The organism is Streptomyces sp. NPDC054794, assembly GCF_053611585.1.
The window spans coordinates 154383-176448 of the sequence record NZ_JBSHAQ010000011.1; the positions used below are offsets into that span (position 1 = coordinate 154383).

Consider the following 22066-nt stretch of genomic DNA (forward strand, 5'->3'; position numbering starts at 1 on the left):
TCGGGCTTGTCTGACAAGGAAGTTAGAAATCGGGGGCTGTCGTTGGCGTCCCGCCTGGGAGCTGTCCTTGGGGGTAGCTCTCAAGTACTACGGGTATGACGGGGGACCGGGGATCCGTCCGCCGTTCGCCCGTTCACCAGGCGAGTTGGGCGATCTCCTCCGCCACCACCGCGCACGCGTCCGCCGCCGGGTCGATGAGGGGGAAGTGGCCCACGTCCTCAAGGAGGGTCAGGCCGACGACCTCGCCCGCCTTTGCCGCCGCCTCCGCGTACGACTCGGCGACCGCTTGGGGGACGACGAGGTCCGTGCGGCCCTGGACGAGGGTCGTCGCGATGCCGGTGGGGAGGAGGAGGGCCGGGTCGGCGTACGGCCGGCGTTCGGCGAACTTCTCGTCCCCGCCGAGGAGTTGGAGCGCCGCGTTGCCGCAGACGTCGAGCTTCTCCGCGACGGCGAAGTCGGCGATCGGGGCGAGGGAGACCACACCGCGCAGGAGGGCGGGCTGGTGCGTGCGCCAGGTGGCGTCGGCGGGCAGGACGTGGCGGGCCGCTGCCCACAGGGCCAGATGGCCGCCCGCCGAGTGACCGGTGATCACCGTGCGGCGGGAGTCGGCCTGCGGGAGGAGTTCCCCTGCGAGCGCGGGAAGCGCGTCCAGGGCGGCGGCCACGTCGTCGAAGGTGTCCGGCCAGCGGCCCGCGACCGCGCCCTCGCCGCCCTGGGCCGGGATCACGGTGCCCCGGCGGTACTCGACGTTGGCCACGGCGAAGCCGCGGCGGGCCAGGTAGTCGGCGAAGGGGGTGATGTGCCGGCGGTCGTACGGAGCGCGCCAGGCGCCACCGTGCAGGACCACGACGAGCGGGGCGGGGGAGGCCGGCGACGCGGGCTCGGCGCCGCGCGGGGCGTAGAAGTCGATCACCTGGTCCGGGTGGTCGCCGTACGTCGCGGTCGCGTCGGGGTCGACGGGCGGGTGGGAGAAGGCCGACTCCTCCTCGGCGGCGGCGCGGGCTGCTGCGGCGTCGTCCGGCATGCTCCAACCTCTCAGCGATGAAACGGGTTTGGCGGACCAGGTGAGACTTCGGCCGTTGGCGGGGACGGTATCAGGCCGGTGACGTGCGGGGACACGGGGATGTCACGCACGGTGAGGGTAAACGGTTCTGTATGCCGTCCGCCGCCCCACGGGGTCCGCTAGCGGAGCACCTCCCCCAGCACCCGGGCCGCCCGCTCCGCGTCCCCGAAGCCCACGTACAGCGGCGTGAAGCCGAAGCGGAGCACGTCGGGGTGCCGGAAGTCGCCGACCACGCCCCGCTCGATGAGCCGCTTCATCACGGCGCCGGCGACGGGGGTACCTCCCTGCTCGAACGAAGTTGAGAGCTTGGGGGAGCAGCGCAGCGCGACCTGGCTGCCGCGCTCCCCGTGGGCAGCCGGGGTCAGGGACTCGACCAGACCGTCCGGGACGTACGACGTCACGCACTCCAGGAAGAAGTCCGTGAGGGCCAGGGACTTGGCGCGCACGGCGGCGACGTCCACGTCCTCCCAGACCTCCAGCGCGGCCTCCAGGGCGAGCATGGAGAGGATGTCCGGGGTGCCGACCCGGCCGCGCAGGGCGCCCGCCGCCGGCTCGAAGTCCGGCCGCATGCCGAAGGGGTCAACGTGCGAGTTCCAGCCGGGCAGCGGCGAGTCGAAGCGGTCCTGCACGTCCTGGCGCACGTACAGGTACGCCGGTGAACCCGGGCCGCCGTTCAGGTACTTGTAGGTGCAGCCGACGGCCAGGTCCACCCCGTGCTCGTCGAGCCCCACCGGCAGCGCGCCCGCGCTGTGGCACAGGTCCCAGACGGCGATCGCGCCCACCGCGTGGACGGCCGCCGTCAGACCGGGCAGGTCGTGCAGGCGGCCCGTGCGGTAGTCGACGTGGTTCAGCAGGACGGCGGCCGTGCGCTCGCCCAGCACGCCCGGTACCTCCGCCGGGGTCACCGGGCGCAGGGTGCAGCCGGTGAGCCGGGCCGCCGACTGCGCGATGTAGCCGTCCGTGGGGAACGTCGTCGCGTCGACCACGATCTCGTCCCGGCCCGGGCCCTGGGCGAGGCGGGCCAGGCGCACCCCGCCCACCAGGGCCTTCAACACGTTGACGCTGGTGGAGTCGCCCACCACGATCTGCCCGGGCGCCGCCCCGACCAGCGGGGCGATCCGGTCGCCGATGCGCTCCGGCGCGGTCCACCAGCCGCTCTCGTCCCAGGAACGGATGCGCAGTTCGCCCCACTGGCGGCGGACCACGTCCTCGATCCGGCCCGGCACGTTCGCCGGCAGCGCGCCCAGCGAGTTGCCGTCCAGGTACACGACGTCGTCCAGGACGAACCGGGAGCGCAGTGGCGCCAGTTCGTCCGCCGCGTCCAGCTTCTCCGCCCTGGTGGCGAGTTCCCTCACGTCAGACATGGGACCTCGCCGTCCACAGCTCGGGGAACACGTTCTTGCGGGCGCGCTTCTCCAGCCAGGCCACCCCGGCCGAACCGCCCGTACCGGGCTTCGCGCCCATCGCGCGGCGGGTGGCGACCAGGTGGTCGTTGCGCCAGCGCCAGACCAGCTCGGCCACGTCCGTCAGCGCCTCGCCCAACCGGGCGAGTTCGGCGTCCTGGTCGCCGGAGTAGACCGCCGCCCACGCCGACTCCACGGCCTGTGAGGACTCGTAGCGCTGGGCGACGTCACGGTGCAGGACGGACGCCGGGATCGCGTGGCCGCGCCGGGCGAGGAGCCGTACGACCTCGTCGTACAGGCTGGGCTCGTGCAGGGCCTTCTCCAGTTCCGCGTGGACGCGCGGCGCGCCCCGGTGCGGGACCAGCATGGACGCGGACTTCTCCCCGAGCAGGAACTCCATGCGGCGGTACATCGCGGACTGAAAGCCGGAGCCCTCGCCCAGCGCGCTCCGGTACGCGTTGAACTGCGCCGGCGTCAGCTGGCCGAGCGGCCTCCAGGAGGCGTTGAGCGCGTCCAGTTCCCGTACGGAGCGCTTCAGCGCGGCGACGGCCGTCGGCACGTCGTCCGAACGCAGCGCCTCCGCAGCGGTCTCCCACTCGTGGACGATGACCGTGAACCACAGCTCCATCACCTGGGTGGTGACCAGGAAGACCATCTCTCCGGGATCGTCGGAGAGGGTGTGCTGGAGGTGGGTGAGCACGTCCGCCTTGACGTAGTCCTCGTACGGCGTCGTGCCCGCGAAGTCGAGATGCGGAGTCTCGGGCTCCTGAGCCTTGGGGGACTGATGAGCCTGTTGGGACATCGCTGTCTCCTGTTGTTGCTCCGGGTAGCGGTCCGCCCCTGCCGATTCCGGCACGGGGGCCCCGGTCCCCACCGGCATCCTCCGTAATACCCCCGGTTACGGCAAGGCCCGTCCAGTGCCAGACGGGCCACACCGCGAGCGCCACTCAGCCCAGGGTCTGGGCCGCCGTCGGCGACGAGTCCTTCAGGAACTGCGAGCAGCGCTCGTACTCCTCCTGCTCGCCGATCGCCTGCGCGGCCCGGGCGAGGGCGTGCAGGGCGCGCAGGAAGCCGCGGTTCGGCTCGTGCTCCCAGGGGACGGGCCCGTGGCCCTTCCAGCCGTTGCGGCGCAGGGAGTCCAGGCCGCGGTGGTAGCCCGTACGGGCGTAGGCGTACGACTCGACGACCGAGCCCCGCTCGAACGCGTCGTCGGCCAGCTGGGCCCAGGCGAGCGAGGAGGTGGGGTACTGGGCGGCGACGTCCGTCGGCGCGGTGCCCTGGGCGAGGAGCTCACGCGGCTCGGGGTCGTCGGGGAGGTGGGTCGGGGGCGGGCCCCCGAGAAGGTTCTCGTGAATCGTCATGGTTCAAGTCTGGGGCACGCCCGCCGGTGACGGGCGATCGGTCTCCCCGTCGACGGTCACGCTCCCCGTGGACCGGTCACGCGGTACGGGGCACCCGCCGTCGGTCACCTGACACCAGCCACCCGGCCGGCATGCGGCACCCCCACCGGCACCGGTGCCGGCCGCCCCCGTTCGAGCCCCCGCTCAAACCCCCCGATCCCCCACCTCGCCGATCACCTTGCCCGCGGCCCGGCCGCCCTGCTCCAGCGGCGGAGCCGTCACGCAGCCGTGTGTGCGGCATTCCGGGCGTCGGCAGTCGGGGGTCGGGCGCCGTACCGTCGTGAAGGCCACCACCGCCCCGACGACCAGCACCCCCGCGCAGATCGGCATCGCCCGCCGGAACGACGCCTCGAAGGCCGCCGCCGAGCGGTACGCCTCCGGGCCCATCCCGGACACCAGCGGCAGCCCGGCCACCGCGATGAGCCCCGCCGCCCGGGCGGCCGCGTTGTTGATGCCGCTGGCCAGGCCCGCCCGCGAGGTGTCCACGGAGGCCAGGACGGTGGCGGTCAGCGGGGCGACCAGGGTCACCATGCCCGCGCCCATGACCAGCAGGGCGGGCAGGATGTCCCTCACGTAGTTCGCGCCCTCGCCCACCCGGAGCATCAGCAGCATCGCCACCGCGCACAGCAGCGGGCCGACCGTGAGCGGGATGCGCGGGCCGATGCGGTCGGCCAGGGCGCCGGAGCGGGACGAGAAGAGGAGCATCAGGGCGGTGGTGGGCAGCAGGGCCGTACCCGCCTGGAGGGCCGAGTAGCCGACCACCACCTGGAGCTGGAGCGCGGTGAGGAAGAAGAAGCCGCCGAAGGCCGCGTACACGCACAGGGTGACCAGATTGACGGCCGTGAACTGGCGCGAGGAGAAGATGTCGAGCGGCAGCATCGGGTCGGCCCGGTGCTTCTCGACGTACACGAAACCCACCCCGGCCAGGACCCCCGCCACCGCCGTCAGCGCGATGGCCGGCCTGCCGCTGCCGGCCTCGATCAGCGCGTAGGTCACCAGGGCGAGGGACAGGGCGCCCAGCGCGGCGCCGAGGACGTCGAAGCGGCCGTGGGCGCGGCCGTCGGCGGACTCGGGGACGTGCCGTACCGCGACGGGCACGCACAGCAGGGCCAGCGGGACGTTCAGCAGGAACACCCAGCGCCAGCCGGGACCGTCCACCAGCCAGCCGCCCAGGAACGGGCCGACGGCCGCGCCGACCCCGCCGAAACCGGACCACAGGCCGACGGCTTTCGCCCGGTCGTCGGGGTGGAAGGACGCCTGGATCAGGGCGAGGGAGCCGGGGGTCAGCAGGGCGCCGCCGATGCCCTGCAGGGCGCGGGCCGCGATCAGGATCCCGCTGGTCGGGGCGAGGCCGCACAGCAGGGAGGCGGTGGCGAACCAGACGACGCCCAGCACGAAGATCCTCCGCCGGCCGTACTGGTCGCCGAGCGATCCGCCGAGCAGGATCAGCCCGGCCAGCGTCACCATGTACGCGTTGACCGTCCACTGCAGGGCGCCGAGGCTCGCGTTCAGGTCCTCGCCGATCCGCGGGAGCGCGACGTTGACGACGGTCGAGTCCAGCATGGCCATGCTGGAACCGAGCACCGTGGTGAGCAGGATCCACTTGCCCTGGGACGAGGCCAGCCGGACGTCGGGCACGTCCCCAGGTATACAGCGAGCCCGGCGCTGATGCGCCGGGCTCGCTGGAAACCGCCGTGGGCGGACGGTTACTTGATCTTGGTGCCCGTCGAACGCAGGTTGCCACAGGCCTCCAGGACGCGCGCGGCCATGGACGCCTCGGCGAGCTTGCCCCAGGTGCGCGGGTCGTAGGTCTTCTTGGAGCCGACCTCGCCGTCGACCTTCAGGACGCCGTCGTAGTTCTTGAACATGTGGTCGGCGACCGGACGGGTGAAGGCGTACTGGGTGTCGGTGTCGATGTTCATCTTCACGACGCCGTTCTCCAGCGCGGTCGCGATCTCCTCCTCCGTGGAGCCGGAACCGCCGTGGAAGACGAAATCGAAGGGGCCAGGAGAAGCAGCCTTGCCGTACTTGGCGGCCACACCCTCGTTGAGCTCCTTCAGCAGCTCGGGGCGGAGCACGACGTTGCCCGGCTTGTACACGCCGTGGACGTTGCCGAAGGACGCGGCCAGCAGGTAGCGGCCCTTCTCGCCGAGGCCGAGCGCCTCCACCGTGCGGATGGCGTCGTCGACCGTCGTGTACAGGGAGTCGTTGATCTCGTGGGAGACGCCGTCCTCCTCGCCACCGGTCGGGGTGATCTCCACCTCAAGGATGATCTTCGCGGCGCGGGCCTTCTCCAGCAGCTCCTGCGCGATGGCGAGGTTGTCGGCGAGGGTCTCGGCGGAGCCGTCCCACATGTGCGACTGGAAGAGCGGGTTGCGGCCGGCCTTCACGCGCTCCTCGGAGATCGCGAGCAGCGGACGCACGTACCCGTCGAGCTTGTCCTTCGGGCAGTGGTCCGTGTGCAGGGCGACGGTGATGTCGTACTTCTCGGCGACGATGTGCGCGAACTCGGCCAGCGCGACCGCGCCGATGACCATGTCCTTCTTGTGCTGACCGCCCAGGAACTCGGCGCCACCCGTCGAGATCTGGATGATGCCGTCGCTCTCCGCCTCAGCGAAACCGCGCAGGGCCGCGTGCAGGGTCTGGGAGGAGGTCACGTTGATGGCCGGGTAGGCGAACTTGCCTGCCTTCGCCCGGTCGAGCATCTCGTTGTAGACCTCGGGGGTTGCGATGGGCATCTGTCCGCTCCTTGAGTGTGCGGGGGTGCGATCTGCGTACTACGGCCCTGACCTAGACCTTGGGGCTGACGTCATCGTCGCCCCCATCTTTCCAGACCTGAGCCGATGCTCAATGCCCCTGGTCAAGGAGTGGTCACGCGCCGGTCAAGGCCGTAGGTCAACCCCGTGCGTCAGTCGAGACCCAGGTCGTCCTTCGAAAAGGCGAACACGTAGGGCACACCGGCCTGTTCGGCGATCGCCTCGGCCGCGCCGGTCGCCCGGTCCACGATCGTCGCCACCGCGACGACCTCCGCGCCGGCCTCGCGCAGCGCCTCGACGGCGGTCAGCACCGAGCCGCCGGTGGTGGAGGTGTCCTCCACGGCCAGCACCCGGCGGCCCTTGACCTCGGCGCCCTCGATACGGCGCTGCAGGCCGTGCGCCTTGCCCGCCTTGCGGACGACGAAGGCGTCGAGCACCTTGCCGCGCGCGGCGGATGCGTGCAGCATCGCGGTCGCGACGGGGTCGGCGCCCAGGGTCAGCCCGCCGACGGCCTCGAAGTCCAGTTCGGCGGTCAGGTCGAGCATGACCTGACCGACCAGCGGCGCGGCCTCGCCGTCGAGCGTGATCCGGCGCAGGTCGATGTAGTAGTCGGCTTCCTTGCCCGACGACAGGGTCACCTTGCCGTGCACCACGGCCTTGTCCTTGATCTGCTGCAGCAGCGCGCCGCGTGTGCCTTGCGGCATTACTTCGTTGACGTCCGTCATGCCGACCAGCTTAGAGGCGACGCCAGGTCCAAGTGGTCGTGGCTTCCAGCGGCTCCAGCGGCGTGACCAGGCGCGGCAGGGTGTTCAGGCCGTTGGGCGGGCCGGTCTGCGGCTCGACGCACACGGCCTCCTCCTGCTCGTCGTAGACCACGACCCACTCCTCACGGCTGGTCACCTTCAGCTCCAGCTGACCCGGCCAGGTGAGGGTGACGTCCACGCCGCCGGGCATGCCGAAGCAGTCGTCCCAGGGGCCGGGCTTGGGGTCGATGCGGTTGCCGGTGGGGAGGTGGTCCTCGCCGCGCTCCTCCTGCCAGGCGGGGGTGAAGGCGACCTGGACGTCCTCCGAGCCCAGGTTCCGGTGGAACCACGGGTGCCAGCCGATCTGGGCGGGGAAGGAGGAGCCGTACGTCTCCACGGACATGGTCAGCCGCAGGCTGTCCTCGGCGAGGGCGACCACCTGGGTGACGCGGCCCGGGTGGGGCCAGGGCTCGACCAGGTCGTACGTGATGACCGCCTCGTCGGCGGAGGTGCGGGCGGTGCGCCAGGCGCCGTCGCGGGCGGTTCCGTGGATGGCGTGCGGCGGGGCGTTGAGCGGCATCTGGCGGACGGTGGCGCCGTCCAGGAAGCGGCCGTCCCTGGTCCGGCCGCACCAGGGCACCATCGGGAAGCAGCCGAAGCGGTCGCCCTGCCGGAGCAGCTCGACGCCGGCGACCCGGAGCCCCCCGACCCGACCACCGTTCCCGGGCTCCACCCGTGCCTGTGCGTCACCCGCGGTCAACGTGATGTCTTCGTTACTCACGAGACGACCCTACTGGGGCGATCAAGGGGGCGTTTCCGGTCCGGGGGTGCGTGGACGCGTTTGTGGGCGGATCCACGGGCGTGCGGGTGGGCCGACGTGGGATGTTCAGCGGCGGCGGCGGAGTGCTCGGCCCAGCACGATCGCCGATGCCAGTACGAGGGCGGCGGCGGGGGCGGCCCAGCGGAGGGTGCTGGTGGCGGCGACGGTCTGCGGGGCCGGTACCGGGGCGTAGCGGCCGCGCGGCGGTGCGTGGTCCACCTCTTCCGCACTGCGTCCGATCATCGTCCGCCGCGCGTGCGCCGCCTCGACCGGCGGCTCCCCCGAATCCCCGAACACGTCACCCTCGTCATCGTCATCGTCGCCGGAACGGTCGAGAGAGGGCGGCGGAATCTCGGCATCGAAGACGGTGGCCCGCTCCTCGGCTTCCCCCTCGCCTGCGGTCTCGGACTCGGCCTCCGGCGCCTCTTCCAGTTGCTCAGGTTGATCGGGTTGCTCGGGTTGCTCGGGTTGCTCGGCTTTCTCCGCCTCCCCCGGCTCCCCCGCTTCTTCCGCCTCCTCCTCCGGCATCGCCAACCCCTCCACGAAACGGTTCAGCAGGCGGATTGCCGCCGAGGTCACCGCTTCCTGGGGCAGGTCCGCCACGCGGCCCACTGCCGCGGCCGTACCGGTGATGGTGGCCGTGGAGCCGTCGTTCGTGTCGGCGAGGCGAAGGGTGAGGGCGAGTTCGACCGAGCCCGTGCCCCGGGCCTCGACCACGTCGGCCTCGACGGCGTACGTGCCGTCCGGCCGGGCCGACACACGCAGCGACCCGCGGTAGGTGACGGAGTGGCTGCCGACGCGTACTTTCAGCCGCCCGGCGACCGGCTCGGCGCCGGCGTCCTGCTGGAGCCCGGGAACCGCCCGGGCGACCCGCGCGGGATCGGCGAGCGCCTCCCTCAGCCGCTCGGCCGGAACCGGAACGAAGACCTCGTGCTCCATGTCGGCTGAGCCTACCCAGGAGTGGCCGATGCGTATCCTCCTCGGAGACCGCGAGTCATCCGCCACGGGACCGGAATCGACCAACGACCGTCCGTCGACGACCCGTGGCAGCCAAGGAAACGGGGACCAGCATGTTCACCAAGAAGGAAACCCACCTCGTCGTACTCAACGACTTCGACGACGCGCGCACGGCGCTGAGCGAGGCGTTGCGGGAGGCCGACCGGGAGACGGAGCCCGGGCTCCGGCGGGCGCTGGAGATAGTGGACGGGATCGGCGCGGGCACCGATCCGCGTGAGCGGTGGGCCCGCCAGGTGCTCGCCGAGGCGGGGGTGGACGCCCGCGAGAAGGAGATCCTCGCGATCAAGACCCTGCGCGAGGCCCTGCCCGGACTCGGTCTCGTCGCGGCGGTGGACCTGGTCAGGAAGCTCCAGGCCAAGGCCTAGTTCACAGGCGGCGCGGGCGCTCCACGGCCTCAACGGATACCTCTGCCCACACCGTCTTGCCCACGGGTTGACGGGGCACCGCCCCCCAGCGCACGGCCAGGACATCCACCAGGAGCAGTCCTCGACCGGACTCACCGTCGGGATACGACGAGGGCGGGGCCGTGGGCGGCTGCTTCGCGCAGGCGGCATCCGCGATCTCGATACGCACCAGACCCGCGACCGCGTCGAGGGCGAGCCGGAGACCGAAGTCGCGTCCGGGAACCCGGCCGTGCTGTACGGCGTTCGCGGCGAGTTCGCCGACGACGAGGGCGACCGTGCATGACACGTCCGACAGCGGCGGGTGACCCCACTCCTCCATGCACCGGACGGCGAGGCGTCGGGCGAGCTGCGCACCTCGGGGTGAAGAGACGAACTTCGCTGTGAGGGAGAGGAACTCGCGCGGCTCGTTCTCTTCGGTGGACGTTCCTGTCAGCACGGCTTGTCGGTCCTTGTCCGTCGAGCTTGAGACAACCCACGGCGTACGCGAGTCGTCACGTTCCGTGCTCAAGAGTCGTCTGATCGCCCTACGCTCGACAGATGACGCAGCCTTACTTTTCAGTCGGTAAGGAATGGAAGTGACGCTTTGGCCAACGGAATTGACCCCAACGCGTCGATGGCGGCGCTGTTCGGCACGCGGGTGCGCAGACTCCGTACGGCGGCCGGACTGACCCAGGCCGAGCTCGGCGACAAGGTGCATGTGGTGAGCACGCGGATCACACAGATCGAGCGGGCGTCCGGAGCGAAGCCGACGCTGGAACTGGCGCGTGCGCTGGACGCGACGCTGGGGGCGGACAACTTGCTGGTGGAGCTGTGGCCGTACGTGTACCGGGAGGCGTTTCCGGACTGGTCGCGGAGGTTCATGGAGTACTCGGAGCGGGCGGTGGTCATCAGGCAGTACGCGGCTCATGTGGTGCCGGGTCTGTTGCAGACGGAGGACTATGCGCGTGCTGTTCTCAGCTTGGACGCCCTGTTGGACGGCGAAGCGCAGCTGGAGGAGCGCGTCACAGCCCGTATGGGACGGCAGGAACTGCTGAGTTCGCCCGACCGGCCGGAGCTGTGGGTGATCCTGGACGAGGCGGTGCTCAGGCGTCCGATCGGCGGCCATGCCGTGATGCGAAAGCAGTTGGCGCGACTGCTTGACGCTACAGCGGAGCGTCACATCACTGTGCAGGTACTGCCGTTCGACCAAGGCGGGCACGAGGCGATGGGTGGCTCGCTGACCGTTCTGGCCCTGCCGGATGGTTCAGAAGTGGCCTATACGGAGGGCTCGGACTACGGCCAACTCATCGAGGAGCCGGTCAAAGTGAGTCGCTACAAGGTGATTTACGATCGGCTGCGGGCGGCAGCCCTGCCCCCGCTCATGTCACTCGACATGATCCGGTCCACGATGGAGGGCAACTACCGTGGCTCGAATCTCCCGTCCCGATCTGAACGGCGTCGCCTGGCGCAAGAGCAGCTACAGCAATCAGGCGGGGGGCGACTGCGTGGAGGTGGCCGACGGGTTCCAGGCCGTCGTCCCCGTCCGTGACAGCAAGGTCCCGCACGGTCCGGCGCTGTGCTTCGAAGCTCCCTCCTGGACCGCGTTCATAGGCGAGTTGAAGGCCGGGCACCACCGTCCCTGAGGCGACCGGACCCTTGTCCACGAGGGTCCGGCAGGCCGCCGGCCTCCTCAAAGAACCGGGAGAAAGAACTCCCGCCCACCCACCCTCCCCGGCCGGAAAGCCCTCGTCACCCGTCCGAGTGACCGGCTTGCAGGCGCGGGACGCGGACGGTTACGTTCGCCGCGACAACCGCAAACAGATACGGCCCCCGGCCGGGATTGCCGTCCCGAACGAGGGCCTGACCGATCAGGAAGACCCGCTTCCCGATGGCTGACCCGCAGTCTAACGCGCGCCTGCGCGCCGACGCCGGAGCTCCGACATCCGGTGTGATTCACGTCCGCACCCGGCTGACAGCCGACTTCACTGTGATCTCCAACGCCCTCGCCCAGCGGCGCGGCAGCGCGGTCACAATCGGCGTGGCGGCGTACATCTCCTCCCTGCCCGACGGCTCCTCCGTGACCATCACCGCCCTGTGCGAGCACTTCAGCGAGGGCGAGATCCTGATTTCGCGAGCGCTCAGGGAGCTCGAAGCGGCCGGATACCTGGAGCGCCGACGTGAGCGGACGCCCACCGGGCAGGTTCGTACCCGGACGTACTTCTACGACGTACCTGGCGGCGATCCCGATCCGGATCCGGACGGGCCTCCCGAGCCGCCCAAGCCGCGTCGGCCCGGCAGGAAGCCCACCGCTGCGGCGGCCGTGCATGAAACGGCGGAGACGCCGGTCCCGCTCGCTGATGCCGACCCTCAAGCCGTCGCCGTACTCGCCGCCCTGCGCCGGGTCGACCCCCGCCTCGTCCTCGCCGAGCAGGAGGCCGCCCGCCTCGCCCCGGCCGTCACCCGCTGGCTCGCGGCGGGCCTTCTGCCCACACAGATCACGGACTACCTCACCGCAGGACTCCCGGACCACCTCGCGACCCGCCCGGTCGGCATCCTCGCCTACCGGCTCAAGGAGACTCCCCTGCCCGCACCGGTCAGAAGCGCTGAGCCTGCGGTACGTCCGGCCGTCGTGCCCATGCGGAACTGCGACGGCTGCGACCGGGCGTTCCGCTCGGCGGAACCCGGCCGCTGCCGTGACTGCCGGCGGCGCGAGCAGCGCCTCTCCGACGTTGCCTGAGCCGGTGACTGGGTGTGCGGTCCACCCGCAGGTGGGAGGCTTGATGTGGCACGATGCGAAATCCGGCGCCAGGAGGAGGTGGGGCATGGTCGACAGGTTCAACGACGGGCTTCTGACGCCCACGGAAACGGCCTCCTACCTTGAGATTCCACAGTCGACTCTCACCTCGTGGCTGAAGGGCAAGGCCGCCGGAGCACCACTGGTGCACCAGGTCGAGCCGGTGCGGAAGGGGCAGCCGTCGGTGCCGTTCATCGCGGTGGCAGAGGCGCACGTCCTTCGTTCGCTGCGCTCCCTCGGACTGCGCATGAGCGAGATCAGGGAGGCGGCCGCCGCTGTACGGGACGCCTTCGACACCCCCTACGGCCTCGTGTCCAAGAGGATCGCCACCGACGGCGTGGACATCTTCATCGAGCACGGTTGGGGTGATCTCCGTAGAGCCCGCGACGGCCAGGTCCCCATCCACGAAGTGGTCTCCGACTATCTCCGCTACCTCACGTGGGAGCCGGGCGACGACTTCCCCTCCAGTCTGCGGTTGAGGCAGTACCCGGACTCTGTCCCCGTCGTGATCGACCCGAGGTTCGGCCACGGTCTCCCCGTGGTGGCAGCCAACCGCGTCACGGTCAAGGCCATTACCGACCTGTGGGAGGCCGGGGAGACCGTCGAGGACATCGCGTACGACTACGACATGACGCCTGAGCAGGTGGACGCGCTCTGCCGGACAGTGGTGCACCTTGCCGCCTGAGTTCTTCCTCGACCGGAATCTCGGGCGTCGTGTGGCGGAGGGGCTGAGAGCCTGCGGGTGGACGGTTCACCGCATCGGCGATGTCTTCCCGGACGACGGGCAGGACATCCCGGACGAGGAGTGATCACGTACGGTCTCAACCGCTCCTGGGTCCCGCTCTCGAAGGACGGGCGGATCAAGACCCGGGACCTGGAGATCCGACCCGTCCTGGAGCGCGAGGCGGTGCTGTGCTACTTGGACAACCAGCAGCTTCGCAGCGCGGAGATGGTCGAACGGCTCGTCGTGTGCCGTGACGTGATCCACCGGGCCGTCGAGAAAGGCGGTCCGGCAGCGTACGCCGTGCGACACGACCGTATTGAGCGCACTTGGCCTTGACGGGCGGGCGCCGTTGGGACGAAGGGGGCCGGATTCAGGACGTCAGGCGTCGCAGGCGGCCGGCGGCCTCGGTGAGAACGTCGTCCCTCTTGCAGAAAGCGAAGCGGACGTGGCTGCGACCCGCATCGGGGTCGTCGTAGAACACCGAGTTCGGGATGGCGACGACGCCGCAGCGTTCGGGGAGCGCGCGGCAGAAGGCGTGGGCGTCCTTCTCGCCGAGAGGGGTGATGTCGGTGGTGATGAAGTAAGTGCCCTGGGGCTGGTAGACCTCGAACCCGGCTGACCGCAGGCCATCGCCGAGCAGGTCCCGCTTGGCGAGCATGTCCGCGCGGAGGGCGTCGAAGTAGGTGTCCGGCAGGGAGAGGGCCTCGGCCACCGCGTACTGGAACGGCCCGGAAGCCACGTACGTCAGAAACTGCTTCACCGAGCGGACGGCACCCACCAGCTCCGGCGCCGCCGTCACCCAGCCGACCTTCCAGCCGGTGAACGAGAACGTCTTGCCGGCCGAGCCGATGGTGACCGTGCGCTCGCGCATGCCGGGGAACGTGGCCAGCGGCAGGTGCGCGGCGTCGTCGAAGACCAGGTGCTCGTAGACCTCGTCGGTCACCACGAGCAGGTCCCGCTCCACCGCCAGCTCGGCGATCGCGGTCAGCTCCTCGCGGGTGAGGACCGTACCGGTGGGGTTGTGCGGGGTGTTGATCAGCAGCAGCCGGGTGCGGTCGGTCACCGCCGCGCGCAGTTCGTCGAGGTCGAGCCGGAAGGCGGCGGCGCCCCCGTCGGTGTGCGGGCGCAGCGTGACCGGGACGCGGGTGCCGCCGGCCATCGCGATGCCGGCGGCGTAGGAGTCGTAGTACGGCTCCAGGGCGATGACCTCGTCGCCCGGTTCCAGCAGGGCGAGCAGGGCGGCCGCGATGGCCTCGGTGGCGCCCGCCGTGACCAGGACCTCGGTGTCGGGGTCGAAGGACAGGCCGTAGCGGCGCTGCTGGTGGGCGGCGACGGCGGCGCGCAGTCCGGGGATGCCGGGGCCCGGCGGGTACTGGTTGCCGCGGCCCTCGCGCAGGGCCCGTACGGCCGCCTCCCGGATCTCCTCGGGGCCGTCCGTGTCGGGAAAGCCCTGGCCCAGGTTGATCGCGCCGGTCCGCGCGGCGAGGGCGGACATCTCGGCGAAGATCGTCGTCCCGAACTCGGCCAGCCGGCGGTTGAGGAGAGGGCGTGCGCTGGAGGTCATGCCGGTCATCCTGCGCCCAAGCTCTGGACTTCCTCAACTCCGCTTTGGCGATCGAGCCGCCCGGGCATTCCCGTGTCACACAGCAGTCGGGCAACAGACGAGGCACCCACGGGGGGCTGCTTCGGGGGAACGGAAAGCAGGTGACGTCATGGGCACCGTCTTCATCGTGGTGGCGATCGTGGTCGTATTCTTCGCGATCGCCGCGTCCCGGGCGGGCAGGGCCGGGCGGGCGAGCCGCCGCGGCAGCGCGTCGTACGGCGCGGGTGGCAGCTGGTGGGCCGGCGGGAGCGGCGACGGGTCGTCGTCCGGGCACCACGGGGGCGGCCACCACTCCGGCGGCCACCACTCCTGCGGGGGTGGTCACTCCTCCTGCGGCGGGGGTTGTGGCGGCGGCGGTGGATGCGGGGGAGGCAGCTGACACGGGGCAGCTGAGCTCCGCGGAACAGGGGGAACCGCATCCGGGCCGCACGCCGATGCGCCCGTCGGGAGGAGGCATCCGACGGGCGCGTCGGCGTACGTACGGGGCGCCCGGGGCACTCTGTGGTTGAACAGTTGAGCTGTGGGGCCCTCTGAGGGATGGAAACCCCACGAAGTTGGGTAAAAACGCTGTGGCGGCGCCACAGTTCATGATTCCCTCTAAATCACCAACGCAGCCCCTCGGACGTCCTGCGGACACTTCTCCCCGGCTGGGCCGGCGGGGCCGACCGGGCCGACGTGACAGATCGATCTCCCGGTGTCTGCCGAGGTTACGCAGGACCACACTCCCCTCTTCTCTACCTTTGCGTGCTAGCGGAGCCGATCCATGCTCACGACCCTCACCACCTCCTACACCGATACGCGCGCGGCCGACCTGGCCTGGGCCCTGGGGCGCGAACCGCTCCCCGCCCTGGCCACGCTGAACCTCGAACTGAGGGATGCAAAGCTGCAGTTGAGACTCCTCGGCGCGTCCCACCAGGTACTCCTCGAGGAGGAGCGGGGCAGTTGTTCGGAGACGGTGGCGTGCCTTCCGGGGTCCAGCACGCCCCTGCCGCTCGGTGTCGCCAAACGGGTTGACGACTGGGAGTACCAGTTCGCAGCGCGCGTGGAGGTCCTCTCGCCGGGCTCCTTCGCGGGCCGCGCCCAGGAGTTGCTGGCCCTGGTCTCCGACCACCCGCACGGCCTCGCCGGCGTCTTCCCCGGCAGCCCGCACGCCTTCACGGCGATGCTCGCCCAGCGGCACGAGGGGCAGGTGCACTGGCGTACGTGGCACGCGTATCCGCAGGACGGCCAGCTGGTGGCGACGCGGACGAAGGTGGGGGTACGGGTGCAGGTGGCCCAACTCGGTTAGGGCGCCGGGCACTCCACCGGCCGGCCGCAGGGGCTCGTCATCGGCTGGGACGACATAAACACCGCGCGCGTCAACTCCCCCAGTTCCACACGTGTGGGTGACGAAGCGTCCCCCGCGTGTGACGTAACGTCGCAGAGTGATCGAACCGCAGGCGCCCGCCCCGCCCGGCGCACCGCCGCCCTGGGGAGCACCCGCGCGGCTGCCCGTGCGGCCGGGGACGGGGCGGCTCCTGGTTCTCGCGTGCGTCTTCGTCTGCGCGGCCTGCGGACTCGTCTACGAGCTCGAACTCGTCGCCCTCGCCTCGTACTTGATCGGCGACTCGGTCACCCAGGCGTCCGTCGTGCTGTCCGTCATGGTCTTCGCGATGGGCATCGGCTCCCTCGCCGCGAAGCGGCTGCGCTGGCATGCCGCCGCCGGCTTCGGCGCCGTCGAGGCCACCCTCGCGCTCATCGGCGGATGCAGCGCCATGGCGCTGTACGCGGTCTTCGCCTGGACCGGCGACTGGGGCGGTCTGTGGGCCAACGGCCCCCGCGTTCTCCTGGTCGCCTTCTCGCTGGCCATCGGCCTGCTGATCGGCGCCGAGGTGCCGCTGCTGATGGAGCTCATCCAGCGCATCCGGCGCCAGGACGCGGGCGGCGCGGTGGCCGACCTGTTCGCCGCGGACTACGTCGGCGCGCTGGTCGGCGGCCTGGCCTTCCCCTTCCTGCTGCTGCCCTTCCTGGGCCAGCTGACCGGCGTGCTGGTCACCGGGGCCGTCAATGTCGTGGCCGGCGGCGCCCTGGTGCTCGGCCTGTTCCGCCGCGACCTCTCCCGGCGCGCCCGCTGGCTGCTCCTGATCGCCAACCTCACCGTCCTCGGCGTACTCGCCTCCGCCGCCGTGCTCGTCGACGACTTCGAACGGGCCGCGCGGCACGCGGTGTACGGGAGGGACGTGCGCGTGGCCCTGCAGACCGACGTCCAGGAGGTGGTCCTCACCGGCGGCACCCGCGGCCGCCCGCTCGACCTCTATCTGGACGGCCGGCTCCGGGTGGGCGGCCGCGACGAACGCCGCTACCACGAGGCGCTCGTCCACCCCGCGATGTACGGGCCCCACGCGCGCGTGCTGATCCTCGGCGGCGGCGACGGGCTCGCGGCCCGGGAGGTGCTGCGGCACACCGGCGTCGACCGGATCGACGTGATCGAACTCGACGTCGGCCTGGTGCGCCTGGCCCGCCACGATCCGGGACTCGCGGCCCTGAACGCGCACGCCTACGACGACCCCCGCGTCCACGTCGCCACGGCGGACGCCTTCCGCTGGCTGCGCGGGGCGCCGTGGGCGACGTACGACGTGGTGATCGCGGACCTGCCCGACCCCGGCATCACCGCCAGTACGAAGCTGTACTCCCAGGAGTTCTACGGCCTCGCCCGTCGCGTGCTGCGCCCCGGCGGCCGCCTGGTGGTGCACGCCGGCCCCGTCGCGTCCCGCACCCAGGCCTTCTGGACGGTCGACGCCACCCTGCACGCGGCCGGCCTGGCCACCACCCCCTACCGGGTGCCCGGCCGCGACTGCGGCTTCGCGGCGGGCCCCGACCGCTCGGCCCGCGCCTCCCGTGCCGCGCACGACTGGGGGTTCATCCTGGCCAGGCCGGGCCGCGCCGCCCCGCCGCTGCGCCTGGACCCGCACGAGCCGTCCCCGCGCACGCTCACCCGCAGGGCGCTGACGACGGACGCCCGCGCGGCGGCCCACACCCGCATCAAGGGCCTGCCGGCGTCCACCCTGGTGCATCCGCGCTACTAGGCCCTGACCGCCGCCGGGTTTCCCACAGGCTGTGGACGGGCGCGCACGGCGAGAGCCCGGTCCCGGCGCGCGACCGCTGTGGTCCGCGCCCTGACCGGGCTCTCGTTCGGGTACGGCGCGTACCTGGTCGTAGGCGCACACGCCGCTGTGGACAGCGAAGACGCTGTGCGTGCCGAGGGACTACTCCTCGTCGTCCTCGGGCTCGTCCTCCGCCTCGTTGACCTCCTGCTCCAGGCCGAGCTGCTCGACGAGCCAGCGGTCGAACTCGATCGCGGCGCGCACCCAGCTGACCGTGGAGGAGACGAAGTGGTTGAGGTCGACGCCGGTGCCGATCAGCATCTGCGCCTCACCGATGAGGCGGACGGTGCCGTCGTCGTGGGTGTGGCTGTACACCTTGGGCCACAGGGTGCGCCGGTTCCAGTCGTCGATGGACTCCAGCAGCTGCGGCTTCTCGTCGATCTTGTGGGGCCGGTCGTAGAACGTCCGCACCGAGAAGACCGCCTGTTCGGCCTCCCCGCGGAACATGAAGTACGTACGGAACTGCTCCCACGGCGCCGCGAGGTCGCCCTCGTCGTCGACGACGTACTTGAGCTCCATCTGGTCGAGGAGCTGCTTCACGAGGTCCTGATCCGGGACGACGGGGCCCGCCGGTCCTTGGGGCTGCGGCTCGGGCTGGCCCCCGAAGTTCGGAATCGAGGACGGGTCGATGCTCACCGTGATTTTCCCTTCGTACGGATTCCGCCATCCTCCCTCATCCGGGGAGGGGGGTGGCAAGCCCCGCCGGGCCTGTCAGCCCACGGCTGACACGATCCGGTCACTGCCGTGGACGTGCCTTCGAGTACCCGGTCCTGCGCGGGTCTGACACGGTCCGATGACCGCGTCGGGGCATGCGGCTTCCATGATCCCTTCACGGGCGCGCGAAGAAAACCGCGGTGGCTCCTGTGAATGCTGTGGCCGGTGGGACCGGTGTTCGCCGTACGAACGCGGGCCCGCCACCCTGAGGGGTGACGGGCCCGCGGTGGCGGTCGGTGACTACAGCGTCTTGCCGGTCGCCGGTCCCACGATCAGGCCGTCGCCGAAGGCGTCCACGCGGACCGTGTCGCCGTCCTTGACCTCGCCGGAGAGGATCTCCCGGGCGAGGCGGTCGCCGATGGCGGTCTGGACGAGGCGGCGCAGCGGCCGGGCACCGTACGCCGGGTCGTTGCCCTCCTCGGCGAGCCAGGCCAGAGCCTGAGGGGTGACCTCCAGGCTGAGGCGGCGCTCCGCGAGCCGTCGCGCGAGGCGGTCGATCTGGAGCCGCGCGATCCGGCCCAGTTCGTCCTTGCTCAGCGCGGAGAAGACGACCAGGTCGTCGAGCCGGTTGAGGAACTCCGGCTTGAAGGAGGCGCGGACCACCTCCAGCACCTGCTGCTTCTTCTCCGCCTCGCCGAGCACCGGGTCGACCAGGAACTGGCTGCCCAGGTTGGAGGTGAGGACGAGGATGGTGTTGCGGAAGTCGACCGTGCGGCCCTGACCGTCCGTCAGGCGGCCGTCGTCCAGCACCTGAAGGAGGATGTCGAAGACCTCGGGGTGCGCCTTCTCCACCTCGTCGAGGAGCACCACGCTGTACGGGCGGCGGCGCACGGCCTCGGTGAGCTGGCCGCCCTCCTCGTAGCCGACGTAACCGGGAGGCGCGCCGACCAGGCGGGCCACGCTGTGCTTCTCGCTGTACTCCGACATGTCGATGCGGACCATCGCCCGCTCGTCGTCGAAGAGGAAGTCGGCCAACGCCTTGGCGAGTTCGGTCTTGCCGACGCCGGTCGGGCCGAGGAAGAGGAACGAGCCGGTGGGTCGGTCCGGGTCGGCGATACCGGCCCGGCTGCGCCGCACCGCGTCCGACACGGCCCGCACGGCCTCGCTCTGGCCGATGAGCCGGCGGCCCAGCTCGTCCTCCATGCGCAGCAGCTTCTGCGTCTCGCCCTCCAGCAGGCGACCGGCGGGGATGCCGGTCCAGGAGGCGACGACGTCGGCGATGTCGTCCGGGCCGACCTCCTCCTTGACCATGGTGTCCTTGGCGGCCTCCTCCTCGGCCTCCGAGGCGGCCTCCAGTTCCTTCTCCAGGGCCGGGATCTCGCCGTACAGCAGCTTGGAGGCGGAGTCGAAGTCGCCGTCGCGCTGGGCGCGTTCGGCCTGTCCGCGCAGGTCGTCGAGCCTCTCCTTCAGCTCGCCGACCCGGTTGAGGGACTGCTTCTCCTTGTCCCAGCGGGCGTTGAGGCCGCGCAGCTCCTCCTCCTTGTCGGCGAGGTCGCGGCGCAGCTTCTCCAGCCGCTCGCGGGAGGCCGGATCGGTCTCCTTGTCGAGGGCCAGCTCCTCCATCTTCAACCGGTCGACGACGCGCTGGAGTTCGTCGATCTCGACCGGGGACGAGTCGATCTCCATGCGCAGCCGGGAGGCGGCCTCGTCGACCAGGTCGATGGCCTTGTCGGGCAGGAAGCGGGAGGTGATGTAGCGGTCGGACAGGGTGGCCGCGGCGACCAGCGCGCTGTCCGCGATCTGCACCTTGTGGTGGGCCTCGTAGCGGCCCTTGAGCCCGCGCAGGATGGCGATGGAGTCCTCGACGGTGGGCTCGGCGACCAGCACCTGCTGGAAGCGGCGCTCCAGCGCCGGGTCCTTCTCGATCCGCTCGCGGTACTCGTCGAGGGTGGTGGCGCCGACCATGCGCAGTTCGCCGCGGGCCAGCATCGGCTTGAGCATGTTGCCGGCGTCCATGGCGGAGTCGCCGCCGGCGCCCGCGCCCACGACGGTGTGCAGCTCGTCGATGAAGGTGATGATCTGGCCCTCGGAGTCCTTGATCTCCGCGAGGACGGTCTTCAGACGCTCCTCGAACTCACCGCGGTACTTGGCGCCCGCGACCATGGCGCCCAGGTCGAGCGCGACCAGCCGCTTGTTCTTGAGGGACTCGGGCACGTCCCCCTTCACGATCCGCTGGGCCAGCCCCTCCACGACGGCGGTCTTGCCGACGCCGGGCTCACCGATGAGCACGGGGTTGTTCTTGGTGCGCCGGGACAGCACCTGCACGACCCGGCGGATCTCCTGGTCGCGGCCGATGACGGGGTCGAGCTTGCCGTCCCGCGCGGCGGCGGTGAAGTCGGTGCCGAACTTCTCCAGCGCCTTGTACTGCCCCTCGGGGTCGGCGTTGGTCACCCGGCGCCCACCCCGCGCCTTCTGGAAGGCCTCCAGCAGCTTCTTCGCGGTGGCCCCCTGCTGGGAGAGCACCTCGCCGGCCGCCCCGCCCTTGGCGGCGATGCCGATGAGCAGGTGCTCGGTGGAGAGGTACTCGTCGCCGAGCTCCTTGGCCCGCTCGGCGGCGTCCGCGAGGACCGCGAGCAGCTCGCGGTTGGGCTGCGGGGGAGCGACGGTGGACCCGGTCACGCTGGGCAGCGCGCCGAGCGCGCGCTCGGCGCCGGAACGCACGGCGGCCTGGTCGGCGTCCACCGCGGCGAGCAGGTCGATGATGTTCTCGTTGTCCTGCCCCTGGAGCAGAGCCAGGAGCAGATGGGCGGGCGTGAGGTCCGGGTGCCCCTCGGTCACGGCACGGCTGCTGGCCGTGTTGATCGCGTCCCGGCTCCTGTTGGTCAGCTCGGCGTCCACGTTCGCGTTCTCCTCCTCGGCGTGGGCCCGTCGGCCACGTCTCCCAGTCCTGACTTAACCAACGTACACAAACTTGAGTCTATTCCACTCAAGGTAACCGCCGGGAGTCCCCGAGGGGCTAGTTTCCGGGCATGACCGCATATTCCGTGGATCCCGGCGCTCCGGACGCCGCGTACCTGGCCTTCTGGCGAGAACGCCACCTGTGCACCCTCACGACCCTCCGCGCCGACGGCAGCCCGCACGTCGTGCCCGTCGGAGTGACATACGACCCCGAGGCGCGACTGGCTCGGGTGATCACGAACAAGGCGAGCGCGAAGGCGGCCCACGTCCTGGCCGCGGGGCCGGGCGGGGCCCGGGTCGCGGTGTGCCAGGTGGACGGCCGCCGCTGGGCGACGCTGGAGGGACGGGCGTACGTACGCCCCGAGGCGGACCGGGTCGCGGAGGCGGAGCGGCGCTACAGCGAGCGCTACGAGCGGACGCCGGCGCCGAATCCGTCCCGCGTGGTCATCGAGATCGAGCTGGAGCGGGCCCTGGGGCGCGGGTGACTGATTTCAGCCACTGTGAAAACACCCCGATACCAGGAAATGTCCCCTGAAACTGCAGCGGCGGGACCCAGGTGATGTGACCGTGGAACCCGCTGGGGGGGGGGGAACAGGACGGAATTT

General features: G+C 71.1%; 24 protein-coding genes. 11 read left to right on the forward strand and 13 right to left on the reverse strand.

Annotated elements, in window-relative coordinates:
* Positions 1–133: 133 nt before the first annotated feature.
* The 9 genes from ACWGKT_RS14520 to ACWGKT_RS14560 form a co-directional block, all read right to left on the reverse strand.
* Positions 134–1024: an alpha/beta hydrolase gene (locus ACWGKT_RS14520; protein ID WP_453273843.1), complete on the reverse strand. Its 891-nt coding sequence runs from the start codon at positions 1022–1024 to the stop codon at positions 134–136.
* A 158-nt stretch (positions 1025–1182) separates the two neighbouring features.
* Positions 1183–2427, reverse strand: a complete 1245-nt coding sequence (gene kynU / locus ACWGKT_RS14525; protein ID WP_453273844.1) for a kynureninase — start codon at positions 2425–2427, stop codon at positions 1183–1185.
* On the reverse strand, positions 2420–3268 hold the full coding sequence (locus ACWGKT_RS14530) for a tryptophan 2,3-dioxygenase family protein (RefSeq protein ID WP_453273845.1): 849 nt from the start codon (positions 3266–3268) through the stop codon (positions 2420–2422). Before ACWGKT_RS14530 ends, kynU begins: the two co-directional genes overlap by 8 nt.
* Before the next feature lie 145 nt (positions 3269–3413).
* Positions 3414–3827, reverse strand: a complete 414-nt coding sequence (locus tag ACWGKT_RS14535; protein WP_453273846.1) for a DUF3151 domain-containing protein — start codon at positions 3825–3827, stop codon at positions 3414–3416.
* 183 nt (positions 3828–4010) lie between these two features.
* Positions 4011–5504 (reverse strand): MFS transporter, encoded by a 1494-nt coding sequence (locus tag ACWGKT_RS14540; protein ID WP_453273847.1) that lies wholly within the window; start codon positions 5502–5504, stop codon positions 4011–4013.
* A gap of 68 nt (positions 5505–5572) precedes the next feature.
* On the reverse strand, positions 5573–6604 hold the full coding sequence (gene fbaA / locus ACWGKT_RS14545) for a class II fructose-bisphosphate aldolase (protein WP_453273848.1): 1032 nt from the start codon (positions 6602–6604) through the stop codon (positions 5573–5575).
* A 170-nt stretch (positions 6605–6774) separates the two neighbouring features.
* Positions 6775–7347, reverse strand: coding sequence for an orotate phosphoribosyltransferase (gene pyrE, locus ACWGKT_RS14550; protein ID WP_453273849.1), 573 nt, complete (start codon positions 7345–7347; stop codon positions 6775–6777).
* A 10-nt stretch (positions 7348–7357) separates the two neighbouring features.
* Positions 7358–8146, reverse strand: coding sequence for an aldose epimerase family protein (locus ACWGKT_RS14555; protein WP_453273850.1), 789 nt, complete (start codon positions 8144–8146; stop codon positions 7358–7360).
* 105 nt (positions 8147–8251) lie between these two features.
* Complete coding sequence (locus ACWGKT_RS14560) at positions 8252–9124, reverse strand: SRPBCC domain-containing protein (RefSeq protein WP_453273851.1); 873 nt, start codon at positions 9122–9124, stop codon at positions 8252–8254.
* 131 nt (positions 9125–9255) lie between these two features.
* Here ACWGKT_RS14560 and ACWGKT_RS14565 point away from each other — a divergent pair, with 131 nt between their 5' ends.
* Complete coding sequence (locus ACWGKT_RS14565; RefSeq protein WP_356145649.1) at positions 9256–9567, forward strand: hypothetical protein; 312 nt, start codon at positions 9256–9258, stop codon at positions 9565–9567.
* A gap of 1 nt (position 9568) precedes the next feature.
* Here ACWGKT_RS14565 and ACWGKT_RS14570 read toward each other — a convergent pair whose 3' ends face one another.
* Entirely contained in the window at positions 9569–10042 is a 474-nt protein-coding gene (locus ACWGKT_RS14570) for an ATP-binding protein (protein ID WP_453273852.1), read from the reverse strand.
* 177 nt (positions 10043–10219) lie between these two features.
* Here ACWGKT_RS14570 and ACWGKT_RS14575 point away from each other — a divergent pair, with 177 nt between their 5' ends.
* The 6 genes from ACWGKT_RS14575 to ACWGKT_RS14600 all read left to right on the forward strand — a co-directional run bounded on the left by ACWGKT_RS14575 (position 10220) and on the right by ACWGKT_RS14600 (position 13439).
* On the forward strand, positions 10220–11134 hold the full coding sequence (locus ACWGKT_RS14575; RefSeq protein ID WP_453273892.1) for a helix-turn-helix domain-containing protein: 915 nt from the start codon (positions 10220–10222) through the stop codon (positions 11132–11134).
* A complete protein-coding gene (locus ACWGKT_RS14580) occupies positions 11097–11228 on the forward strand; it encodes a DUF397 domain-containing protein (RefSeq protein WP_453273853.1) in 132 nt (43 codons plus the stop codon). Before ACWGKT_RS14575 ends, ACWGKT_RS14580 begins: the two co-directional genes overlap by 38 nt.
* Before the next feature lie 245 nt (positions 11229–11473).
* A complete protein-coding gene (locus ACWGKT_RS14585; protein ID WP_453273854.1) occupies positions 11474–12322 on the forward strand; it encodes a hypothetical protein in 849 nt (282 codons plus the stop codon).
* Positions 12323–12407: 85 nt separating this feature from the next.
* A complete protein-coding gene (locus ACWGKT_RS14590; RefSeq protein ID WP_453273855.1) occupies positions 12408–13064 on the forward strand; it encodes a DUF433 domain-containing protein in 657 nt (218 codons plus the stop codon).
* A 31-nt stretch (positions 13065–13095) separates the two neighbouring features.
* Positions 13096–13188 (forward strand): hypothetical protein, encoded by a 93-nt coding sequence (locus ACWGKT_RS14595; protein WP_453273893.1) that lies wholly within the window; start codon positions 13096–13098, stop codon positions 13186–13188.
* Positions 13185–13439, forward strand: coding sequence for a hypothetical protein (locus tag ACWGKT_RS14600; protein WP_453273856.1), 255 nt, complete (start codon positions 13185–13187; stop codon positions 13437–13439). Before ACWGKT_RS14595 ends, ACWGKT_RS14600 begins: the two co-directional genes overlap by 4 nt.
* Positions 13440–13473: 34 nt before the next feature.
* Here the strand turns inward: ACWGKT_RS14600 and ACWGKT_RS14605 are convergent, their stop codons facing one another.
* Positions 13474–14676: a pyridoxal phosphate-dependent aminotransferase gene (locus ACWGKT_RS14605; RefSeq protein ID WP_453273857.1), complete on the reverse strand. Its 1203-nt coding sequence runs from the start codon at positions 14674–14676 to the stop codon at positions 13474–13476.
* Between the two features lie 139 nt (positions 14677–14815).
* Between ACWGKT_RS14605 and ACWGKT_RS14610 the strand changes: the two genes are divergently transcribed.
* The 3 genes from ACWGKT_RS14610 to ACWGKT_RS14620 all read left to right on the forward strand — a co-directional run bounded on the left by ACWGKT_RS14610 (position 14816) and on the right by ACWGKT_RS14620 (position 17771).
* Positions 14816–15085 (forward strand): hypothetical protein, encoded by a 270-nt coding sequence (locus ACWGKT_RS14610; RefSeq protein WP_453273858.1) that lies wholly within the window; start codon positions 14816–14818, stop codon positions 15083–15085.
* 384 nt (positions 15086–15469) lie between these two features.
* A complete protein-coding gene (locus tag ACWGKT_RS14615; RefSeq protein WP_453273859.1) occupies positions 15470–15994 on the forward strand; it encodes a DUF2617 family protein in 525 nt (174 codons plus the stop codon).
* 136 nt (positions 15995–16130) lie between these two features.
* Positions 16131–17771: a polyamine aminopropyltransferase gene (locus tag ACWGKT_RS14620; RefSeq protein WP_453273860.1), complete on the forward strand. Its 1641-nt coding sequence runs from the start codon at positions 16131–16133 to the stop codon at positions 17769–17771.
* Between the two features lie 180 nt (positions 17772–17951).
* Here ACWGKT_RS14620 and ACWGKT_RS14625 read toward each other — a convergent pair whose 3' ends face one another.
* Together ACWGKT_RS14625 and clpB are read right to left on the reverse strand one after the other, a co-directional pair.
* Complete coding sequence (locus ACWGKT_RS14625) at positions 17952–18485, reverse strand: type III secretion system chaperone family protein (RefSeq protein ID WP_356145624.1); 534 nt, start codon at positions 18483–18485, stop codon at positions 17952–17954.
* 318 nt (positions 18486–18803) lie between these two features.
* Positions 18804–21401, reverse strand: coding sequence for an ATP-dependent chaperone ClpB (gene clpB / locus ACWGKT_RS14630; RefSeq protein ID WP_453273861.1), 2598 nt, complete (start codon positions 21399–21401; stop codon positions 18804–18806).
* 131 nt (positions 21402–21532) lie between these two features.
* Between clpB and ACWGKT_RS14635 the strand changes: the two genes are divergently transcribed.
* Positions 21533–21946, forward strand: coding sequence for a pyridoxamine 5'-phosphate oxidase family protein (locus ACWGKT_RS14635; RefSeq protein WP_453273862.1), 414 nt, complete (start codon positions 21533–21535; stop codon positions 21944–21946).
* The last annotated feature ends 120 nt before the right edge of the window (positions 21947–22066 follow it).

Coding starts and splice junctions, on each gene's coding strand:
- ACWGKT_RS14635 (WP_453273862.1), top strand. CDS start 21,533: ATGACCGCATATTCCGTGGATCCCGGCGCTCCGGACGCCGCGTACCTG.
- ACWGKT_RS14575 (WP_453273892.1), top strand. CDS start 10,220: ATGGCGGCGCTGTTCGGCACGCGGGTGCGCAGACTCCGTACGGCGGCC.
- ACWGKT_RS14535 (WP_453273846.1), bottom strand. CDS start 3,827: ATGACGATTCACGAGAACCTTCTCGGGGGCCCGCCCCCGACCCACCTC.
- kynU (WP_453273844.1), bottom strand. CDS start 2,427: ATGTCTGACGTGAGGGAACTCGCCACCAGGGCGGAGAAGCTGGACGCG.
- ACWGKT_RS14530 (WP_453273845.1), bottom strand. CDS start 3,268: ATGTCCCAACAGGCTCATCAGTCCCCCAAGGCTCAGGAGCCCGAGACT.
- ACWGKT_RS14615 (WP_453273859.1), top strand. CDS start 15,470: ATGCTCACGACCCTCACCACCTCCTACACCGATACGCGCGCGGCCGAC.
- ACWGKT_RS14605 (WP_453273857.1), bottom strand. CDS start 14,676: ATGACCGGCATGACCTCCAGCGCACGCCCTCTCCTCAACCGCCGGCTG.
- ACWGKT_RS14560 (WP_453273851.1), bottom strand. CDS start 9,124: ATGGAGCACGAGGTCTTCGTTCCGGTTCCGGCCGAGCGGCTGAGGGAG.
- ACWGKT_RS14520 (WP_453273843.1), bottom strand. CDS start 1,024: ATGCCGGACGACGCCGCAGCAGCCCGCGCCGCCGCCGAGGAGGAGTCG.
- pyrE (WP_453273849.1), bottom strand. CDS start 7,347: ATGACGGACGTCAACGAAGTAATGCCGCAAGGCACACGCGGCGCGCTG.
- fbaA (WP_453273848.1), bottom strand. CDS start 6,604: ATGCCCATCGCAACCCCCGAGGTCTACAACGAGATGCTCGACCGGGCG.
- ACWGKT_RS14585 (WP_453273854.1), top strand. CDS start 11,474: ATGGCTGACCCGCAGTCTAACGCGCGCCTGCGCGCCGACGCCGGAGCT.
- ACWGKT_RS14590 (WP_453273855.1), top strand. CDS start 12,408: ATGGTCGACAGGTTCAACGACGGGCTTCTGACGCCCACGGAAACGGCC.
- ACWGKT_RS14610 (WP_453273858.1), top strand. CDS start 14,816: ATGGGCACCGTCTTCATCGTGGTGGCGATCGTGGTCGTATTCTTCGCG.
- ACWGKT_RS14565 (WP_356145649.1), top strand. CDS start 9,256: ATGTTCACCAAGAAGGAAACCCACCTCGTCGTACTCAACGACTTCGAC.